This window comes from Knoellia sp. Soil729, from assembly GCF_001427985.1.
In the GTDB taxonomy this organism is placed as follows: Bacteria; Actinomycetota; Actinomycetes; order Actinomycetales; family Dermatophilaceae; genus Knoellia.
This window is the reverse complement of the sequence record NZ_LMSA01000002.1, coordinates 831,584-850,219: the sequence shown is the minus strand read 5'-3', so window position 1 is coordinate 850,219 and position 18,636 is coordinate 831,584. Positions and strand designations below refer to the sequence as shown.

16 protein-coding genes are annotated in these 18,636 nt (G+C 69.3%); 11 read left to right on the top strand and 5 right to left on the bottom strand.

Features of this window, described 5'->3' with window-relative positions; genetic code table 11:
* The first annotated feature begins 28 nt into the window (after positions 1 to 28).
* Positions 29 to 184: a hypothetical protein gene (locus ASG74_RS17175; RefSeq protein ID WP_200942559.1), complete on the top strand. Its 156-nt coding sequence runs from the start codon at positions 29 to 31 to the stop codon at positions 182 to 184.
* Here the strand turns inward: ASG74_RS17175 and larC are convergent.
* Genes larC through uidA form a run of 4 tightly spaced genes read right to left on the bottom strand, consistent with a single transcriptional unit; the run spans position 133 to position 6,134 of the window.
* The gene (gene larC, locus ASG74_RS09050) at positions 133 to 1,362 is read right to left on the bottom strand and encodes a nickel pincer cofactor biosynthesis protein LarC (protein WP_056141737.1); all 1,230 of its coding nucleotides are present in this window, start codon (positions 1,360 to 1,362) and stop codon (positions 133 to 135) included. The genes ASG74_RS17175 and larC overlap by 52 nt on opposite strands.
* Positions 1,362 to 2,894: a gluconokinase gene (locus ASG74_RS09045; RefSeq protein WP_056141734.1), complete on the bottom strand. Its 1,533-nt coding sequence runs from the start codon at positions 2,892 to 2,894 to the stop codon at positions 1,362 to 1,364. Before ASG74_RS09045 ends, larC begins: the two co-directional genes overlap by 1 nt.
* Position 2,895: 1 nt before the next feature.
* Positions 2,896 to 4,353: an NADP-dependent phosphogluconate dehydrogenase gene (gene gndA, locus ASG74_RS09040; protein WP_056141730.1), complete on the bottom strand. Its 1,458-nt coding sequence runs from the start codon at positions 4,351 to 4,353 to the stop codon at positions 2,896 to 2,898.
* Complete coding sequence (gene uidA, locus ASG74_RS09035; protein ID WP_056141728.1) at positions 4,350 to 6,134, bottom strand: beta-glucuronidase; 1,785 nt, start codon at positions 6,132 to 6,134, stop codon at positions 4,350 to 4,352. The genes gndA and uidA overlap by 4 nt, the downstream gene beginning before the upstream one ends.
* A gap of 112 nt (positions 6,135 to 6,246) precedes the next feature.
* Here uidA and ASG74_RS09030 point away from each other — a divergent pair, with 112 nt between their 5' ends.
* A complete protein-coding gene (locus ASG74_RS09030) occupies positions 6,247 to 7,320 on the top strand; it encodes a LacI family DNA-binding transcriptional regulator (protein WP_056141725.1) in 1,074 nt (357 codons plus the stop codon).
* Here the strand turns inward: ASG74_RS09030 and ASG74_RS09025 are convergent.
* Positions 7,224 to 8,516, bottom strand: a complete 1,293-nt coding sequence (locus ASG74_RS09025; RefSeq protein WP_056141722.1) for a lactate racemase domain-containing protein — start codon at positions 8,514 to 8,516, stop codon at positions 7,224 to 7,226. The genes ASG74_RS09030 and ASG74_RS09025 overlap by 97 nt on opposite strands.
* A 90-nt stretch (positions 8,517 to 8,606) precedes the next feature.
* Here ASG74_RS09025 and uxaC point away from each other — a divergent pair, with 90 nt between their 5' ends.
* From uxaC to larB, 9 genes are all read left to right on the top strand, one after another.
* Positions 8,607 to 10,019, top strand: coding sequence for a glucuronate isomerase (gene uxaC, locus ASG74_RS09020; RefSeq protein WP_056141719.1), 1,413 nt, complete (start codon positions 8,607 to 8,609; stop codon positions 10,017 to 10,019).
* Entirely contained in the window at positions 10,016 to 11,431 is a 1,416-nt protein-coding gene (locus ASG74_RS09015) for a mannitol dehydrogenase family protein (RefSeq protein ID WP_156465340.1), read from the top strand. The genes uxaC and ASG74_RS09015 overlap by 4 nt, the downstream gene beginning before the upstream one ends.
* Complete coding sequence (locus ASG74_RS09010; RefSeq protein ID WP_235498871.1) at positions 11,428 to 12,285, top strand: sugar phosphate isomerase/epimerase family protein; 858 nt, start codon at positions 11,428 to 11,430, stop codon at positions 12,283 to 12,285. The genes ASG74_RS09015 and ASG74_RS09010 overlap by 4 nt, the downstream gene beginning before the upstream one ends.
* Positions 12,286 to 12,342: 57 nt before the next feature.
* The gene (locus ASG74_RS09005; RefSeq protein WP_056141715.1) at positions 12,343 to 13,509 is read left to right on the top strand and encodes a Gfo/Idh/MocA family protein; all 1,167 of its coding nucleotides are present in this window, start codon (positions 12,343 to 12,345) and stop codon (positions 13,507 to 13,509) included.
* A gap of 8 nt (positions 13,510 to 13,517) precedes the next feature.
* Positions 13,518 to 14,363 carry a sugar phosphate isomerase/epimerase family protein gene (locus ASG74_RS09000; protein ID WP_056143418.1) on the top strand — a complete coding sequence of 282 codons (846 nt, stop codon included), beginning with the start codon at positions 13,518 to 13,520 and terminating at the stop codon, positions 14,361 to 14,363.
* Positions 14,364 to 14,398: 35 nt separating this feature from the next.
* Complete coding sequence (locus ASG74_RS08995; protein ID WP_327034989.1) at positions 14,399 to 15,367, top strand: Gfo/Idh/MocA family protein; 969 nt, start codon at positions 14,399 to 14,401, stop codon at positions 15,365 to 15,367.
* Between the two features lie 162 nt (positions 15,368 to 15,529).
* Entirely contained in the window at positions 15,530 to 16,999 is a 1,470-nt protein-coding gene (locus ASG74_RS08990) for a glycoside-pentoside-hexuronide (GPH):cation symporter (protein WP_056141713.1), read from the top strand.
* 49 nt (positions 17,000 to 17,048) lie between these two features.
* Complete coding sequence (larE, locus tag ASG74_RS08985; RefSeq protein WP_082569613.1) at positions 17,049 to 17,906, top strand: ATP-dependent sacrificial sulfur transferase LarE; 858 nt, start codon at positions 17,049 to 17,051, stop codon at positions 17,904 to 17,906.
* A complete protein-coding gene (gene larB, locus ASG74_RS08980; RefSeq protein WP_056141703.1) occupies positions 17,899 to 18,585 on the top strand; it encodes a nickel pincer cofactor biosynthesis protein LarB in 687 nt (228 codons plus the stop codon). The genes larE and larB overlap by 8 nt, the downstream gene beginning before the upstream one ends.
* Positions 18,586 to 18,636: the final 51 nt, after the last annotated feature.

The window sequence follows — 18,636 nt, the reverse complement described above, 5'->3', positions numbered from 1 at the left end:
GGGGTTGTCCACCCATCGTCGCGGCCCGGTGACGACACGCAGCCGATCCCCGCACGTCGCGGGTTCGCTGGGCGGCGAGCTGGCCCGTCTGGTCGACCACGCCCTCGAGGAGCTCGAGTGGTGGGCCGCCGGTCAGTCGTTCGTGTCGCCGGTCGATGCCGCCCCGCTCGACTCGTCCGCCTGAGCCGCACCGACCGCTTCGGTCAGGACAACACGCTCCGGTATGCCGGCCGCCGCGGCTGCCGCTCGCACGTCCTCGAACTCGGGGGTTGCGTGAACGACTGTGCCGTCGAAGTCGGTGGAGACCTTGATCCGCACCGCGTGACCACGGACGGTCACGGTGCGCCACGACCTGCCGAGGGCGTGCCGCTCGACTGAGTGCTCGCGCACTCCCAGGCTCGTGGTGTGGGTGAGGACGATCTCTCGCAGCGGGGTGCGGTTGGCGTCGGTGCACAGAACCGACAGCGTGTGGGCCGGGCGCCCCTTCTTCATGACGATCGGCGTGAGCCACGCATCGGCCGCCCCCGCCTCCAGGAGTGAGGCGAGCACGCCGGGCCACAGCCGCGGGTCGAGGTCGTCGATGTTGGCCTCGAGGACCCACATCGCCTCTGCCGCAACGCTGTCCGCGCCGGAGCCCCCGGTCACCTGTTCGCCGAGGATGACGCGCACGACGTTGGCACGTCCGGGGAAGTCCTTTGTCCCCGCACCACTTCCGGACCCCGTGATGCGCACCGGGGGCATCGCCTCGCACGACGTCGCCAGGGCGCGGACCAGCGCCATCCCTGTCGGGGTTGCGAGCTCCCCGTCGCCGGTCGACGTGACCTGCCAGCCCTTGGCGAGCTCGAGGGTCGCCGGTGCCGGGACCGACATGAGGCCGTGAGCCGTCCGCGCCGTTCCCGAGCCGAGGGCCACTGGGCCGGCCGAGGTCGTGGTGACGCCGAGCAGGTGAACCCCCGACGCCACCCCGACGATGTCGGCGATGGAGTCCCAGGACCCCACCTCGTGGAAGTGCACGTCGTCCACGTCCACCCCGTGCACCCGTGCCTCCGCCTGGGCGAGCAGGGTGAAGGCTCGAAGTGCCCTGTCGCGCACCGGATCCGGCAGTGCAGCGTGGGCGATCATGCCGCGGATGTCCGACCACCGTCGATGCGGCTGGTCGTCGACGAGCACCTCGACGTCGACCTTGCACGCCCGCAGTCCTGCCCGCACCACGTCGGTGCGCGTGAGTCGCACCGTGTCTGGCAGCACGGCGTCGACCGTGGCCTGAACGGCGTCCAGGGGCGCGCCGGCGTCGACGAGGGCGCCGAGCAGCATGTCACCGGCGACGCCGGCACTGGCGTCGATCCACAGGTGGGACGTCATCAGCCCACGGTAGTGGGGACGCGGAAGAGGTCTCTCACCGCGGCATACGAGTCGATCAGTGCGGGGATGCGTTGGCGCGTCAGCTCATAGGCCATCCGGTCGCCCTCGCCGACGGCCACGACCTCGCCGGACTCGCGCAACCCGGGTGCGAGGCGGTCGAGCCCGTCACGCAGCGAGGTGGCGCGCCCGACGGCGAGCAGGCCCAGGGCTGCTGCCCCGAGCGCTGATCCTTCGGCGCCGCCGGTGACCGTCACCGGGTGGCCGAGGACGCCGGCGGTGACCTCACGCCACACCCGGGATCGGAAGACGCCACCGGTCGCGCGTACCGAGGTCACCGGACTCACGGCGTCGAGTCCGTCGACGATCGTCCACAGCTGCAGGGCGACGCCCTCGACGACGGCCCGCACGAAGTGGCCTCGGGTGTGCGAGTGCTGGACTCCGATGATGGCACCGGTGAGCGAGGGGTCCCACAGGGGAGCACGCTCGGCGAGCAGGTAGGGCAGCATCACGAGACCGTCGCTGCCCGCAGGCACGGTGGCAGCCAGCTCGAGGAGGGCAGCGTCGTCACCACCGCCGTCACCGAGGATGTCGCGGGCCCACCGGATCGAGATGCCGCCGTTGCTGATGGCGCCACCCACGACCCACTCGGAGTCGGTGAGGGCGTAGCAGAAGAGTCGGCCCGAGGGGTCCGTGCGGGGGCCGGGCACGACCATCCGGGCGGCACCGCTGGTTCCCACCGAAAGCCCGACGACACCCGGGTCGAGGGCACCGGTCCCGAGGTTGCCGAGCGGTCCGTCGCCTGCGCCGACGATGACAGGGGTCGCCGTCGCGAGTCCGAGGCGCGACGCCACGGACTTGGTGAGTCCGAGCACGGCGGTCGTGGGCAGGATCGGTGGGAGCTGGTCCTCCCGTATGCCGGCCAGCTCGATCGCCCGCGGGTTCCACGAGCGTGTGGAGGCGTCCAGGAGGCCGGTGGCCGAGGCCGTGGACAGCTCGGTGGCCGAGGTGCCGGTGAGGGCCTGGAGGATGTAGTCCTTGAGGCCGACCCATGCGCGGACCTTGGCTGCGAGCTGCGGCTCGTGGCGGCTGAACCAGATGAGCTTGGTCAGCGGGCTCATGGGGTGGATCGGTGTGCCGGAGGCGGTGTGCAGCGACTCGGCCTCGTCGGAGGCGCGCAGCTCGGCGGCCTCCGCCACCGCACGGGAGTCGGCCCAGGTGATGAGCGGGGTGAGGGGTCGCAGGGACTCATCAAGGCCGATGAGGCCGTGCATGGCCGTGCTCACCGAGATGCCCGAGACCCGGGCGCCCTTGGCTGCCGTGACGACCTCGGCCAGCGCACCCATCACGGCGGCGACGACGGTTGCAGGGTCCTGCACCTGCCACCCGGGGCGGGGTGCGAGGAGCGGGTACTCCCGCACGACTGTGTGGCGCCAGCTCGACCCCAGCCCGAACGCGACGGCCTTCGTGCCGGTCGTGCCGACGTCGAGGCCGATGACGACCTCGGCCGGCGGATAGGGGCTGGGGATGGTCATGTCAGGACACCTGGACCTCTGCGCCGCCCTGCGACCACAGGGTGTGGAAGGCGCCGGGCCGGTCGGTGCGACCGTAGGTGTGGGCGCCGAAGTTGTCACGCAGACCCTGGACCAGGGCTGCCGGCAGGCGCTCGGCGCGCACGGTGTCGTAGTAGGCGAGAGCGCTGGAGAAGCCGGGCACCGGGACACCCGAAGTGGTGGCGAGCCCGACGACGCGCCGCCACCCGTCCTGGCGCTCGGTCAACCCGGCCACGATGCTCGGGGCGACGAGCAACGTCGCAAGTCCGCCCGCGGCATACTCGTCACTGATCTGGCTGAGCAGGCGGGCCCGGATGATGCAGCCGCCGCGCCAGATGCGGGCGACGGTCGCGACGTCGACGTCCCAGCCGTACTCCTCGCTGGCGGCGCGGATCTGCTCCAGCCCCTGGGCGTAGGCGACGACCTTGCTCGCCCACAGCGCCTGACGGACGTCGTCGACGAGGCGTTCGCGGTCGACATCCCCGAGCGCGCGCGACGGGCCGGTGAGGACGCCCTGGGCAGCCTCGCGGATGGTCGCGTCGCCACTGGCAGCGCGCGCGAAGACCGACTCGGCGATCGTCGAGACCGGGACACCGAGCTCGAGTCCGGACTGGACCGTCCAGCGGCCCGTGCCCTTCTGCTCGGCGGCATCCACGATGACCTCGACCAAGGCCTTGCCGGTGACGGGGTCGACCTGGTCGAGGACCCCGGCGGTGATCTCGATGAGGAAGGAGTCGAGCTCGCCCGTGTTCCACTCCCGGAAGACGTCGGCGACCTCTGGGGCGCTCATCCCTGCAGCGGAGAGCACGTCGTAGGCCTCGGCGATGAACTGCATGTCGGCGTACTCGATGCCGTTGTGGACCATCTTGACGAAGTGGCCCGCGCCGTCGGGTCCCATCCAGGCGCAGCACGGCTCACCGTCGACGCGCGCGGCGATCGACTCGAGGATCGGTCCCAGCGCGGCATACGACTCCTTCGAGCCGCCCGGCATGATCGACGGGCCGTTGAGCGCTCCGACCTCGCCACCGGAGATGCCGGTGCCGACGAAGTGCAGCCCCAGCTCGCGCAGCCTGGCCTCGCGGCGGCGGGTGTGGGTGAACTGGGCGTTGCCGCCGTCCACGACGATGTCGCCCTCCTCGAGATGGGGGATGAGCTCGTCGATGACGGCATCGGTGCCCGCGCCCGCCTTGACCATGATGATGATGCGGCGCGGTCGCTCCAGGGAGGCGACGAACTCCGCGACCGTCTCGGAACCCACGAAGGCGCCGTCGACGGCATACGACTCGAGGTGCTCGAGCGTGCGCGCATGGGTGCGGTTGAAGACCGCCACCGTGTGGCCGTGGCGAGCGAGGTTGCGGGCCAGGTTGCTGCCCATGACGGCCAGACCGATGACGCCGACGTTGGCGGTTCCCGGAGCGGTCTCAGTGGTGGGGGCGGTCATCTCGCGTCCTTCTTCCAGCGGCGGCGCAGCGCGAAGGCTGCGGACTTGGGGCGGCGGTCGCGGGTGAACGCGCCCTTCTTGTTGCCGTCGACGCGCATGATCCCGGAGGTCGTGGCGAAGTCGGCGAAGTTCCAGACGTGCTCACCGACGACGGCGTCGATGGAGTCGAAGACGCGGTGGTTCATGTCGAGGTAGTCGACCTGGTACTCCTCGCTCCACGGCTGAGGCGTGAGCGAGTGGTTGCCGGGCAGGGTGTCGGCGCCGTACTCGGTGATGATGATGGGCTTGCCGTCACCGGCCCACGCCTCGAGCTCCTCGGTCCAGGCGATCTCCGCACCGGCGAGGTCCCCGGTGTTGACGTACCAGCCGTAGTAGCGGTTGAGCATGAGGACGTCGGCGAACTGCGACACCCGGCACTTCCCGTGCGGCGCGAGCATGACGTTGACGAAGCCGACCGGGCGCGTCGGGTCGGCCTCGCGGGCGACGTCGAACAACGGGCGGAAGTAGTCCTCGGCGCCCTCGGTGTCGGACTCGGGCTCGTTCGCGATCGACCAGATGACGACGCTCGGGTGGTTCTTGTCGCGGGCGATGAGCTCACGGATGGCCTGGGCGTGGACCTCGCGCGAGTCGTCGTTGATCGTCTCGGGCGAGAAGGTCTTGTAGCCCTGGCCGCCGAAGATGCCACCGCCGAGGCCCATGTTGAGGCCGACGGCGGCGGTCTCGTCGATGACGACGATGCCGTGCTTGTCGGCGTAGTCGAGGACGTCCTCGCTGTAGGGGTAGTGCGACGTGCGGAAGGAGTTGGCGCCGATCCAGTCGAGCAGCGCGAAGTCGTTGACGAGGTGGGCGTTGTTGTGCGCCTTGCCGATGACCGAGTGGTCCTCGTGCATGCCGAAGCCGGTGAACTGGAACGGCTCACCGTTGATGAGGAACTCGATGCCGCGGACCTCGACCGTGCGGATGCCCACGTTCTGGTGGATCGAGTCGCGCACGGTGCCGGCGTCGTCAACGAGCTGCACCTCGAGGTCATAGAGGTATGCCGCGCCGGGGGCCCACAGGGTCACGTCCGCGACCGAGAGGGTTCCGTTGTTCCCGGTTCCGTTGGCGACCTCGGTGCCGCTGGCGTCGCGCAGGACGACGTGGACGTCGAGTCCGTCCTGGTCGACGGCTTCGACGGTCCACTCGACGGAGCCGGTGGTTGCCTCGAAGCCGGTGACGACGGTGAGGTCCTCGATGCGCGCCTGCGGCGTCGCGGACAGCCACACGGAGCGGTGGATGCCGGCGTAGTTGAAGAAGTCGTGCCAGTAGACCTGGGCCGGGCCGCCGGGGCGCTGCTCGATGACGCCGGGCGGGATGCTCTGGAAGCTCAGGGTGTTGTTGATGAGTGCCGTGACGAGGACCTCCTCGCCCGCGGTGACGAACTCGGTGATGTCGGCCTCGAACGGGGTGTAGCCGCCCTCGTGGCTCATGACCTCGTGCTCGCCGACCCACACCGTGGCCCGGTGCGTCGCCGACTCGAAGTGCAGGACGATGCGCTGGCCGTCCCAGCCGCGCGGCACGCGGACCGTGCGCTGGTACCAGATGTCGCCGAAGTAGTCCTTGACGGCGGCGTCGGCGGAGACGTCGTTGAAGCTGGCCGGTACGGCCATGTCGCCCGCATCGGTGAGTGGGCCGGCATACCACCGCTTGTCGCGACCGGCGGACTCGGCATCGAGACGGAACGACCAGATCCCATCGAGGTTCTTGCGCTCGCGGGTGCTCGTGTCCTGGGGTCGCAGCATGGTGTTGCCTTTCGCGTTCGACGGTGACGGAGGGGTTGCCACCCATTGAGTCAGGTGCGCGCGTCGGCGCCCAGTGATTGCCACGAGTTGCCACGGTCCCTAGGTTGGGCACGTGGCACAGCGGCCGACGATCTACGACGTGGCGAAAGCCGCGGGTGTCGCCGCGTCGACAGTCTCGAGGGCATTCGCCCGACCCGGCCGGGTCAACGCAGAGACGGCGGCGCGAATCTTCGAGGCGGCCCGTGAGCTGGGCTACCGGACCTCGGTGCTGCCCGGGCTCACGACCTCGCGCACCCGAACCCTGGCCCTGGTGGTCACCGACATCACGAACCCGTTCTATGCGGAGATCATCCGCGGCGCCCACGAGGCGGCGGCTGACCTCGGCTACACGATGCGGCTCTCGCACACCCGTGAGGATGCCGACGTCGAGCGTGCCTGGATCGAGCACGAGCTGTCGACCGTCGAGGGTGTCGTGCTTGCGAGCTCGCGGATGTCGGACAGCACGATCCGCACCTTGGCGAAGCAGAAGCCCGTGGTCGTCCTCAACCGGCGCCTCCCCGAGGTGCCGTGCCTGCTCGTCGACAACGCGCGAGGTGCCCGCCGGGCACTCGAGCACCTGGGCGAGCTCGGCCACACGTCGGTGACCTATGTCAGCGGGCCCGAGGCGAGCTGGACCGACGGCGTCCGCTGGCAGGCGCTGCGAGAGGCGGGCTTCGAGCTCGAGATGAAGATCCGCCGGGTGGGGCCGACGCAGAAGCCGACGATCGACGCCGGCTTCGCGCGGGTTCGCGAGATCATGTCGCAGTCGACGACGGCGGTGATCGCCTACAACGACGTGCTCGCGATCGGCGTCATCAAGGGGCTGCACCGGATGGGGGTCTCGGTCCCCGAGGACGTGAGCGTCATCGGGTTCGACAACATCCTGCTCGCCGAGGTGGTCGAGCCCGAGCTCACGACCGTGGCGTCGCCCTTGCGCCAGCAGGGCGAGACGGCGGTGCGCAACCTCGTCGCCATGGCCCAGGGTGCGCAGGCCACCTCCCGCGAGCCGCTCGTCATGCCCGTCAAGCTCGTCGTCCGTCGCTCGACGGCTCAGCCGAGCCGGAAGAGCACCTCGCCGGCGTTGGGCACCACGAACGTGCCAGCCTCGGCCTCGGCCGCGAGGTCGATCGAGTCCAGGTCCACGTAGCCCAGGTTCGCCTGACGGCACTGCTCCTCGGGGATCCGGGTGGCGAGGGTGACCTTGACCCGCAGCCGCTCCTCACCGGTCTCGGCGTCAAAGGTCCCGGCGCCACGCAGGTGGGTCGAGTGGGCAAGCGTGCCCCAGTGGATGTGCTTGAAGCGGTCCCACTGCTTCACGAAGTAGTCGCGGCAGTGGTAGCCGATCTCGAGGATCTCGGGGTGGCTCGTGGAGATCTCGGTGATGTGCGGCGCATAGAGGATGACCTCGCCACCGTCGGCGACCACCGGCTCGAGCTTGTAGAACCCCTTGGCGCCCGTCCAGATGTCCTCGTACATCTCGGGGATGACCGAGATGACCCGCGACACGGGCGCATCGAGGTGGTGCACGTGCGTCGCCGCACTGACCTCCGACGCGCTCGCCCACGAGGCGACCGGGTCGCCGAACGAGACCGAGTGAAGGTCCAGGCTGCCGGCCTCACCGACGACACACAGGGCGAGCTTCTCGGCGGGCACGAGCGCCGCGCCCTCGTTGATGAGCGCACGCACCGGTGTCACCGCGGTGGTCCCGATGATCTCGGCGGAGGTGATGAGGGCGCCGATCCAGTGGGAGACGTCGATGATGTCCTGACCGGCCACGCCCGGGAAGAAGTACTTGTTGCCGCCGGACATCCCGACGACCTCGTGGGGCAGGACGGGGCCGACGACGAGGGCGATGTCGTGCTCGACGACGGCCTTGTTGAGGTGGACCGGCACGTCCATGGTGAGCCGGCCCTCGGACAGCTCGGCCAGGCGTGAGGCCGGGATCGTGCCGAGGTCGGCGAACGACTCCGGCTTCCACCACTCGTGGTTGAGGACCGTCAGGCCGGGATAGGTCTCCTCGATGACCCCGACCTCGTAGCCCAGGTGCTTGGCGAGGGCCTCCTCGCTCATCGGCTGGTGGGTGCCGAGTGCGATGAGGGCGGTCATCCGGCTGGCGCGGCCGTCGAGCGCGGTGTGCACGGCGCCCATGAGCATCGGCAGGGGGCAGGTGCGGGTGCCGTCGGGGACGACGATGCACACGCTCCTGCCGTCGACGTCGACCTGCGCGAGCTGTGCGGCGATGAAGGCCGTCACCTGCTCGGTGGTGAGGACGCCGTGTTCGTCGCCGATTCTCGCCGCGCGGGTTGCGGCCTGGGCGGGGGACTCCTCAAGGGTCGATGTCATGACCTCACTCTCGCTGCGTCGCGAACCTGTGGCAAGGGTGCCGGGCAACTGGTGGCAACCCGTGGACGGGCCACCGCGCGCAGGGCCACGATGCTGGACATGACCTCACTGCAGCCCGATCGGCTCCTGCCCGCAGACCCCGGCACCCGCGACGTCGCCCGCCGCCTGTATGCCGCGACCGCAGGGCTGCCGATCATCTCGCCGCACGGCCACGTGCCGGCGGAGTGGCTCGCCCAGGACACGCCGTTCTCCGACCCCACGTCCCTGCTCCTCTCGCCCGACCACTACATCTTCCGGCTGCTCCATGCCCAAGGTGTGCCGCTGGCCGACCTCGGCGTCGGGGGCACGCAGATCGACGAGGCGGGCTCGCGCCCGGCCTGGCGGCTCTTCTGCCAGAACTGGCCCGCGTTCCGGGGCACCGCCAGCAAGTTCTGGATGGAGAGCGTGCTCGCCGAGGTCTTCGGCATCGAGCAGCAGCCGTCCGCCGAGACCGCCGACCTCATCTACGACCAGATTGCCGCAGCCCTGACCACGCCGCAGTTCCGGCCGCGTGCCCTGACAGAGCGCTTCGGCATCTCCGTCCTCGCCACGACCGACGATCCGGTCGACTCGCTCGAGCACCACCGCACCCTGGCCGCCGACCCGACGGTCGCGACCCGCGTCGCGCCCACGTTCCGCCCCGACCGCTACCTCGAGGCCGCTCGCCCCGACTTCTCCGAGCTCGCCAAGTCGCTTGGTGTGGCTGCCGACATCGACACCTCCACGTATGCCGGCTACCTCGCCGCGCTCGAGGACCGTCGCCGCTTCTTCAAGGCCAACGGCGGCGTCTCGACCGACCACAGCCACGCCGACGTCGTGACTCTCACGCTCGAGCGCAACGAGGCGGACCGCATCTACAGGGCAGCTCTGACCGGTGACGCGAGCGAGGCCGAGGCCACCGCCTTCCGTCGCCACATGCTCGTCGAGATGGCGCGCATGGCGACCGAGGACGGCCTCGTCATGACGCTGCACCCCGGCTCCCTGCGCAACCACCACACGCCGACGTTCGACCGCTTCGGTCCCGACACCGGTCACGACATCCCCATCGGCGTCGAGTTCACGCGCGGCCTGCATCACCTTCTGGGCCGGTTCGGCACGACCGACGGTTTCCAGCTGGTGCTCTTCACGCTCGACGAGACCGTCTTCTCTCGCGAGATCGCGCCGCTCGCCGGCTTCTATCCCAGCGTGTATGCCGGTGCGCCCTGGTGGTTCCTCGACGCACCCGAGGCGGTGCGCCGCTATCGCGGTGCCGTCACCGAGACGGCCGGCTTCTACCGCACCTCGGGCTTCATCGACGACACCCGTGCGTTCCTGTCGATCCCGGCACGGCACGACATGTCGCGTCGTCTCGACGCGGCATACCTCGCCCAGCTCGTCACCGAGCACCGGCTGACCGAGGAGGAGGCGCACGAGACCGCCGTCGATCTCGTGACGAGCATCCCGAGCAAGGCGTTCAAGCTGTGAGCGGCGCAGAGCTGACTGCCAGCGGCGCCGACCTCCCGCGCCTCTCGCGGACTGCCCACGGCCGCCCCGCTGCGCCGGTGCGGATCATCCACCTCGGCCTCGGCAACTTCTTCCGGGCGCACGCGGCCTGGTACACCGAGCACGCTCCCGACGCTGCCGAGTGGGGCATCGCGGCGTTCACGGGACGCTCGCCGGCGGCGGCCGAGTCCCTCGCCGAGCAGGACGGGCTCTACACACTCCTCGTGCGAGGCCCGCAGGCACCCCAGCCGGAGGTCGTCTCCAGCCTCTCCGCGGTCCACCCCGGCGCCGACCTGGACGCCCTGCGCGACTACTTCTCGCGGCCCGAGGTCGCCGTGGTCACCCTCACCGTGACCGAGGCCGGCTACCGGCGCGACGCCGACGGAGGCCTCGACCTGCGGGACGAAGCCGTGCGCGCCGACGTCGCGGCCCTGAAAGCCGATCCACGGCAGGGTGTCGTGACCACGACCCCCGGCCGGCTCGTCGCAGGGCTCCTTGCCCGCCGCGCCGCCGGGGCCGGAGCGATCGCGATCGTCCCCAACGACAACGTCCCCCACAACGGGGCGATGGTGTCGCACGTCGTCGCCGACCTCGTGGCCGAGGTGGACCAGACGCTGCAGCTCTGGATCGACGAACACGTCTCGTTCGTCACGACGATGGTGGACCGCATCACCCCGCGCACCACCGACACCGACTGCGCGGACGTCCGATCGCTCGCCGGAGTCGACGACCCCGAGGTCGTTCCCACGGAGCCGTTCACAGAGTGGGTCCTGGCCGGCGACTTCCCCGGAGGTCGTCCCGCGTGGGACGCCGTGGGTGCCCGCTTCGTCGACGAGGTGGCACCCTTCGAGCAGCGCAAGCTGTGGATGCTCAACGGCTCGCACTCCCTCATGGCCTACGGTGCATCGATCCTCGGCCACGAGACCGTCGCCGACGCGATCGCCGACCCGCAGGTCCGCCAGTGGGTGCAGGAGTGGTGGGACGCCGCGGGGCGACACCTGCCCCTCCCGGAGGCGGAGGTCACGGCCTACCGCGAGGCCCTGCTGGAGCGCTACTCCAACGCCAACATCCGTCATCTACTGGCCCAGATCGCCGCCGACGGGTCGCAGAAGATCCCGATCCGCGCAACGCCGGTCATCTCGGCCGAGCTGGAGCAGGGACCGGCCAGCCCCGGTGCACTCCGCCTCGTCTCCGCGTGGGTGGCGCACTTGCGAGGTGCCGGCGCACCGGTGACGGACACGCAGTCGGACCTGCTGAGGGGGCTCGTGGACGGCTCGGTCGACAACGGCGTCGATCGAGTTCTCGAGTGGCTCGGGCTTGGCGACAAGGGCCTCGCCGCAACCATCGTGCAACAGGTCGAATCACTCGAAGCGCAAGGGAAGGAAGTCCAGTGACCATTGGTGTCCAAGCCATGATGCTCAAGGAGAGCGTCGCCGAGGTGGGGGCGTTCGAGACGCTCCGCAAGGTGAGCGAGATCGGCTATCACGCCGTCGAGATCTCGCAGATCGCGATGACGCCCGAGAACGTCGCCGAGCTGGAACGGGCGCGTGACGAGCTCGGCATGGACATCGCTGCGCTGTCCGTGGCGATGGAGACGCCCAAGGGCATGCCGGGCGACTCGCTCAAGGACCACTTCGCCAAGGTCGTCGACGACGCCAAGCGTCTCGGCACCTCGCTCCTGCGCATCGGCATGCTGCCGCTGCCCGCCATGAAGTCGGCCGAGGCTGTCGTCGACTTCGCAAAGCAAGCCAACGAGTATGCAGAACGATTGCAGGAGAACGGTCTTGGCCTCTACTACCACAACCACCACATCGAGTTTGCCAAGGTCGACGGCACCCTCCTCCTCGACACCATCGCCGAGAACTCGCCCGCCATGGGTCTTGAGATCGACGTGCACTGGGTCCAGCGCGGCGGCTTCGACCCGGTCCGGACGATCGAGAAGTATGCCGGCCGCACGGCGATGGTCCACCTCAAGGACTACCGCGTCGGGATGCTGGCCGACTCCGCCTTCGGGCTCTTGGATGCGGGTGACTTCCCCGGCTTCATGACGGAGTTCAAGAACGTCGTCCAGTTCGCCGAGGTGGGTGAGGGCAACCTCGACTTCGCCTCGATCGTCCCGGCCGCACTCGGCGCCGGCGCGCGGTACCTCCTCGTGGAGCAGGACGAGCTCTATGGCCGCACCGTCTGGGAGGCACTCCAGACCTCGCACGACAACCTCGTGGCCCTGGGCCACGCGGACCTCTTCTGACCACACCTCTGACCGCCCCACATCCACCGCCACATCCCCTCGACGGAGAGTCACGACATGAGCAAGCAGGTTCGCCTCGGCATCATCGGCCTGGGCCAGCAGGGTGGCGCCTATGCCACGTTCATCAGCAAGGGCATGGTGCCCAACATGGTGATCGGGGCCATCAGCGACCCCAACCCCGACAAGAAGGCCCTCGCCGCCGAGGCGTACCCGGACGTGCCGTTCTTCGACGACTACCTGGCGATGATGGACAGCGGTGAGGTCGATGCCGTGGTCACCTGCGTGCCGCACTTCCTCCACCCGCAGATGGGCATCGAGGCCCTCGAGCGCAACCTCCACGTCCTCGTGGAGAAGCCGGCCGGGGTCTACACCAAGCAGGTCAGGGCCCTCAACGAGTTCGCGGCGACCAAGCCCGAGCTGACCTTCGCGATCATGTTCAACCAGCGCAACAACCCGCTCTACCAGCGGCTCAAGGAGATCGTCGACAACGGCGAGATCGGCGGCATCCGGCGCACCAACTGGATCATCACGAACTGGTGGCGCCCGCAGGGCTACTACGACTCCAGCGAGTGGCGCGCCACCTGGGGTGGCGAGGGTGGAGGGGTTCTCGTCAACCAGGCACCGCACCAGCTGGACCTGCTGCAGTGGATCTGTGGCGTCCCCAAGTCGGTCTACTCCAAGGTGGCCTACGGCTTCCGGCGCGACATCGCGGTGGAGGACGAGGTGACCGCGGTCCTCGACTACGGCGACGGCGCCACGGGTGTCTTCGTCACCGCGACCCACGACCTCGTCGGCACCGACCGCTTCGAGATCCTCGGCGAGCAGGGCAAGATCGTCGTCGAGAACAGCAAGACGGCCACGATCACCCGCCTCACCAAGCCCGAGCGCGAGCTGAGCGAGGGCATGGATGTCGAGGACGTGCGCAAGCTCTTCATGGGTGAGCTCGACATGGCCGAGCTGGCCGTGACCGAGGTCATCGAGTTCGAGTCGGCCTGGGGCGAGCAGCACTCCGGTGTCCTCGAGAACTTCGCGGCCAACATCCTCGACGGCACGCCCCTCCTCGCACCCGGGTCGGACGGCATACAGGGGGTGCGCCTTGCGAACGCCATCCACCTCTCGAGCTGGAAGGGCACCGAGGTTCCCCTCGACTTCGACGAGGCGGACTACCTGGCCGAGCTGGACAGACGCATCAAGGACGAGGGCAAGTGGAGCGTGGAGCTGTGAGCGCCGACGTGGCGGGACCCACCACCACGTGGCAGCTGTCGGGCTTCGGCGACGAGGTCGACCCCGATCCTGCGGTGCAGGCCGCCGTGCTGCTCGCCCTCGGCGCCAGCCACATCGAGGTGCGCAGCGCCTGGGGCACCAACGTCTCGGAGCTCACGCCCGAGCAGGTCGGCGAGCTCAAGGACGTCCTCGACGCCCAAGGCCTCAAGGTCTCGGCCGTCGCCAGCCCCATCGGCAAGGTCGACGTGAGCCTGCCTGTCGAGCACGAGGTCGAGCGGTTGCGGCAGATCATCTCCGTGGCCAAGGGGCTCGACACGACCTACATCCGGATCTTCTCCTTCTACCGCGGCGAGGGTCAGAGCCAGGACGAGATCCGCGACGCCGTCATCGAGCGCCTCTCGGCGCTGGCCGAGCTCGCCGCAGCCGAGGGGGTGGTGCTGCTGCACGAGAACGAGAAGGGCATCTACGGCGACATCCCCGAGCGGGTGCTCGACATCATGCAGTCGGTCGACTCGCCGGCCCTGCGGATCGCGTGGGACAACGCCAACTTCGTCCAGGTCGGGGTGAAACCGCACACCGACGGCTACGCCATGCTGCGCCCCTGGCTCGAGTACTTCCAGGTCAAGGACGCCATCGCCGCCACCGGCGAGGTCGTGCCCTCCGGCGAGGGTGACGGTGAGCTCGACGCCACCATCGCGGCCCTCAAGGCCGACGGGTATGCCGGCTACGCCTCCCTGGAGCCGCACCTCGCCAGTGCCCACGAGCTGGGCGGCTTCTCCGGGCCCGTGGCCTTCGGTCGTGCAGCCCGGGCCTTCGCCGGGCTCGCCGCCAAGAACGACGTCACCCTCGTATGACTCGGGCAGCGGTCATCGGTTGAGGTGACGTCTCGATCATCCACTTCGAGGCGCTGGCCACGATGGACGACGTCGAGCTGGTGGCGGTGTGCGACACCGACCCGGGTCGTCTCGCGGCCGCTGAGGCGGCCCACGGTGTCCCTGGCTTCGCCGACCACCTGACCATGATCGCCGAGGCCGCACCCGACGTCGTGCACATCTGCACCCCGCACGACCAACACGCGTCGGTCGCCGTGGACTGTCTCGACGCAGGCGTGAACGCCATCGTCGAGAAGCCGTTGGCGCACACCCTCGACGAGGGCCGACGTCTCGTGGAGGCCGCCGAGCGCAGCAGCGCGAAGATCGGCGTCTGCTACCAGAACCGCTACAACGCCACGGCGCAGGAGATGCACCGCCTGCTCACCTCCGGGACGCTCGGTCCGGTGCTGGGTGCCTCGGCCACGGTCGTCTGGCACCGCACCGGCGACTACTACCGCGACCGACCCTGGCGTGGGACGTGGGCCGGGGGTGGCGGTGGGCTCCTCATGAACCAGGCCATCCATACCGTCGACCTGCTCCAGTGGCTCGTCGGTGACGTGACGAGTGTCGTGGGGCACGCGTCGACACGAGCCCTCGGGGACGTCATCGAGGTCGAGGACACGGCGGAGTTCGTCGCCGACCACGAGGGTGGGGTCAGGAGCGTCTTCTATGCGACCTTGGCCCACGTCACCAATGCCCCGGTGACGCTCGACGTCCTCACGCAGAAAGCCACGCTGAGCCTGCGTGGCGACCTCACGGTGACCCACGAGGACGGCACGGTCGAGGTCGTTCCCGAGCGCGCCGTGGCCTCGGCGGGCCGCGCCTACTGGGGCGTGTCCCACGAGCTCCTCATCAAGGACTTCTATGCGCAGCTGGATGTGCCAGAACCCTTCTGGCTCAACCCTGCTGAGGCCGAGAAGTCTCTGCGCATCGTCAAGGACATCTACGGCCAGAGCTACCCGGAGCGGGTTGCTGAAGTCATCTGAGGAGGGCGCTCCCAAGGCCACGGCAACTAGTGACAACCCATCGCCAGGCACCCGGAGCCGCCCCTACGTTGAAGGAAGACGCACAACGAAAACGCGGTCCAGCAACGTGGCCCCAGCATCCGCTCGGAGAAGCCAACAACGCATGAGTCAAAGGAGATTCGGATGTCCATCCTGTCGAAGGAGGAGATCGCTCAGCAGTTCGTGAACGAGCGCTTGCCCAAGCGCTCGATCATCGGTTACGGGTTCGGCGACTTTGCCAACAACCTCGCGTTCAGCCTCGGCACAGCCTTCCTGCTCTACTACTACACCGACGTCGCCGGCCTCTCCGCCGCTTCGGTCGCGACGATGTTCTTCGTCGTGCGCCTGTGGGACGCCTTTGCCGACATGTTCGCCGGACGGCTCGTCGACCGGACCATGACTCGGATGGGCAAGTTCCGGCCGTTCATCCTGTTCGGCGCGGTGCCGCTGCTCTTCCTCAGCTTCCTGACCTTCCACGTCCCGGCCTCTCTTGACCACGGCGCGAAGCTCCTCTACGCCTACGTGACGTATGCCGGCCTCGGCCTCGTCTACTCGCTCGTCAACATCCCGTATGGGTCCCTCGCCTCGGCGATGACGCAGTCGGTCAACGAGCGGGCCAAGCTCGTCGCGTCGCGCTTCTTCGGTGGCGCCGCCGGTGGCCTCGTCCTGGCGTTCATCATCTCCCCGCAGATCTCCAGCCTGAAGGGAGAGAAGAAGACGCTCAGCTCCGCTGACTACCAGGAGAAGGTGCAGAGCATCTTCACCCAGACGACGCTCCTCTTCATGGTCATCGGCACCCTCTCCTACCTGATCACGTGGTACTTCTGCCGCGAGAAGGTCGTGCGCAGTCAGCCCCGCGTCAGCCTGCGCGACACCTGGGACACGCTCAAGGGCAACAAGCCGCTGGCCTACCTGTGTGCGTCGAGCTTCTTCTACCTCATCGGGCTGTTCGCCGTTGGTGGTGCCTCGGTCTACTACGCGCAGTACGTCCTGGGCGACGTCAAGTACATGGTCCACATCACCCTCGTCAACGCCGGCATGTCGATCGTCGCGGCGCCGTTCATCCCGAAGATGGTCGACCGTTTCGGCAAGACCGCCCTCTTCCAGTACTGCGGCGTCTTCACCATCGTCGGCGGCGTTGCACTGTTCTTCACCCCTGTGGGTGCGATCGTCCCTGCGCTGCTCTTCCTGGGCATCAAGGGCATCGGCGCCGCCCTCATCAACACGCTCATGTTCGGCCTCGAGGCCGACACGGTCGAGTACGGCGAATGGAAGTCCGGCAAGCGTACCGAGGGCACGACCTACGCGTTGTTCTCCTTCACCCGCAAGGTCACCCAGTCCATCGGTGGCGCACTCGGCGCCGCGGCGCTCGCCTGGGGTGGCTACCTGTCCGCGACGGCTGCGGTGGCCAACCCGGTCCAGCCCGAGAGCGCGATCACGGCGATCCGGGCGACGATGGGCCTCATCCCGGCCGTCGCCGCGGTCATCGCGATGCTCATCTTCTGGAAGTACCCGCTCACCGACGATCGCTTCCGTGAGATCCGCAACGAGACCGAGCACCGCAAGCAGCAGCAGGGCCACCTCATCGCCCCCGACGGTCACGTCATCGACTGACCCGCCGGAGGGGACCTGAGCCCCGCAGATCAATGAGAAGGTGGAAGGCATGAAGGACGTGACGTTCGGCCCGGACCAGTCCGGGGTGGACCACGTCCTTCGTGCCTTCCACTCGTGTGGACCGCACGGACGGATCGGCGTCGCCTACTCCGGTGGCGTCGACTCCGCCACCCTTCTCGCGCTGGCAGCCCGAGCCGTCGGTGCCGACCGCGTCGTCGCGATCCTCGGTGTCTCGCCGAGCCTGGCGGCCGATGAGCGCACGGGGGCCCACGACGTCGCCGCCTTCATCGGTGTCCCGGTCGTCGAGGTGCGGACCCACGAAGGTGACAACCCGGCATACCAGCGCAACGGACCGGACCGCTGCTTCCACTGCAAGGACGAGCTCTTCACGCGCATCGACGACACCGTCGTCGCGGCGCACCGCATCGACGTGGTGGCCTACGGCGAGAACGCCGACGACGCGCGCCGGCCCGATCGGCCGGGGTCGCGCGCGGCGACCGACCACGAGGTGCTGCGACCGCTCGCCGACGCAGCGCTCGACAAGGCGGCGGTGCGACGGATCGCCCGTGTCCTCGAGCTGCCGTGTGCCGACAAGCCGGCCGCCCCCTGCCTCGCCTCGCGGATCCCGCACTTCGAGACCGTGTCTCCCGAGAAGCTCGTCCAGGTCGAGGCTGCCGAGGCGGCCCTGAGGGCAATGGGGTTCGCCGACTGCCGCGTGCGCCACCACGGCGAGGTCGCCCGGGTCGAGCTGCTCCCCGACGACATCGCCCGAGCGACCGAGCCGGGGCTGCGCGACGAGGTCAACGCCGCGGTGCGCTCTGCCGGGTTCCGTTTCGTGACTGTTGACCTGGCTGGCATCCAGTCCGGAGCCTTCACCCTGCCGCTCGTCTCCACGACCCGTGGCTGACGACTGGGAGCCGAGCGAGGCGCTGCGTGACATCGCCGAGCTCGACCTCGACCGGGAGCAGCGGCGGGGCTATCCGGAGGCGGTCTACTGCGAGGGCAAGACCCCCGAGCAGGTCGCGGTCATCGCCGCCGCCGTGGGGGAGCGGGGTGCGCGTACGCTCTTCACCCGGGCCGCACAGGGCCACGTCGACGCGATCCTCGCGGCGCTGCCCGGGGCCTCTCACGACGAGACCGCCCGGCTGGTCGCGTGGCCACCCCATCCGCCCGAGCCCACCGGCGGCCAGGTCCTCGTCGTGGCCGCCGGCACATCGGACCTGCCCGTCGCCCGCGAGGCCCTGCTCGTCGCGCAACACCTCGGACGGTCGGCGGAGCTCGTCGTCGACGTGGGCGTGGCCGGGCTGCACCGGATCCTGTCCCGGCTCGACCAGCTGAGGGAGGCGCGCGCCATCGTCGTGGTCGCGGGGATGGACGGGGCCCTCCCGGGCGTCGTCGCCGGACTGGTGGCCGCCCCCGTCATCGCTGTCCCGACCTCCGTGGGCTACGGCGCCGCGTTCGAGGGCTTGGCCCCGCTCCTCACCATGCTCAACAGCTGCGCGCCGGGGGTGGCGGTCGTCAACATCGACAACGGCTACGGCGCCGGCCACATGGCTGCCCAGATCGCCGCACCGTGGGACGAGTGACTCCCAAGCGGTAACGTGCCCCCGAGTCTCCGTTTCCGTGAGGCGCGCCCT

Excerpts from the sequence above, each read along its gene's own strand:
- larC (WP_056141737.1), bottom strand. The coding sequence starts at position 1,362 with ATGACGTCCCACCTGTGGATCGACGCCAGTGCCGGCGTCGCCGGTGAC.
- ASG74_RS09045 (WP_056141734.1), bottom strand. The coding sequence starts at position 2,894 with ATGACCATCCCCAGCCCCTATCCGCCGGCCGAGGTCGTCATCGGCCTC.
- gndA (WP_056141730.1), bottom strand. The coding sequence starts at position 4,353 with ATGACCGCCCCCACCACTGAGACCGCTCCGGGAACCGCCAACGTCGGC.
- uidA (WP_056141728.1), bottom strand. The coding sequence starts at position 6,134 with ATGCTGCGACCCCAGGACACGAGCACCCGCGAGCGCAAGAACCTCGAT.
- ASG74_RS09025 (WP_056141722.1), bottom strand. The coding sequence starts at position 8,516 with ATGACATCGACCCTTGAGGAGTCCCCCGCCCAGGCCGCAACCCGCGCG.
- uxaC (WP_056141719.1), top strand. The coding sequence starts at position 8,607 with ATGCTGGACATGACCTCACTGCAGCCCGATCGGCTCCTGCCCGCAGAC.
- ASG74_RS09005 (WP_056141715.1), top strand. The coding sequence starts at position 12,343 with ATGAGCAAGCAGGTTCGCCTCGGCATCATCGGCCTGGGCCAGCAGGGT.
- ASG74_RS08990 (WP_056141713.1), top strand. The coding sequence starts at position 15,530 with ATGTCCATCCTGTCGAAGGAGGAGATCGCTCAGCAGTTCGTGAACGAG.
- larE (WP_082569613.1), top strand. The coding sequence starts at position 17,049 with ATGAAGGACGTGACGTTCGGCCCGGACCAGTCCGGGGTGGACCACGTC.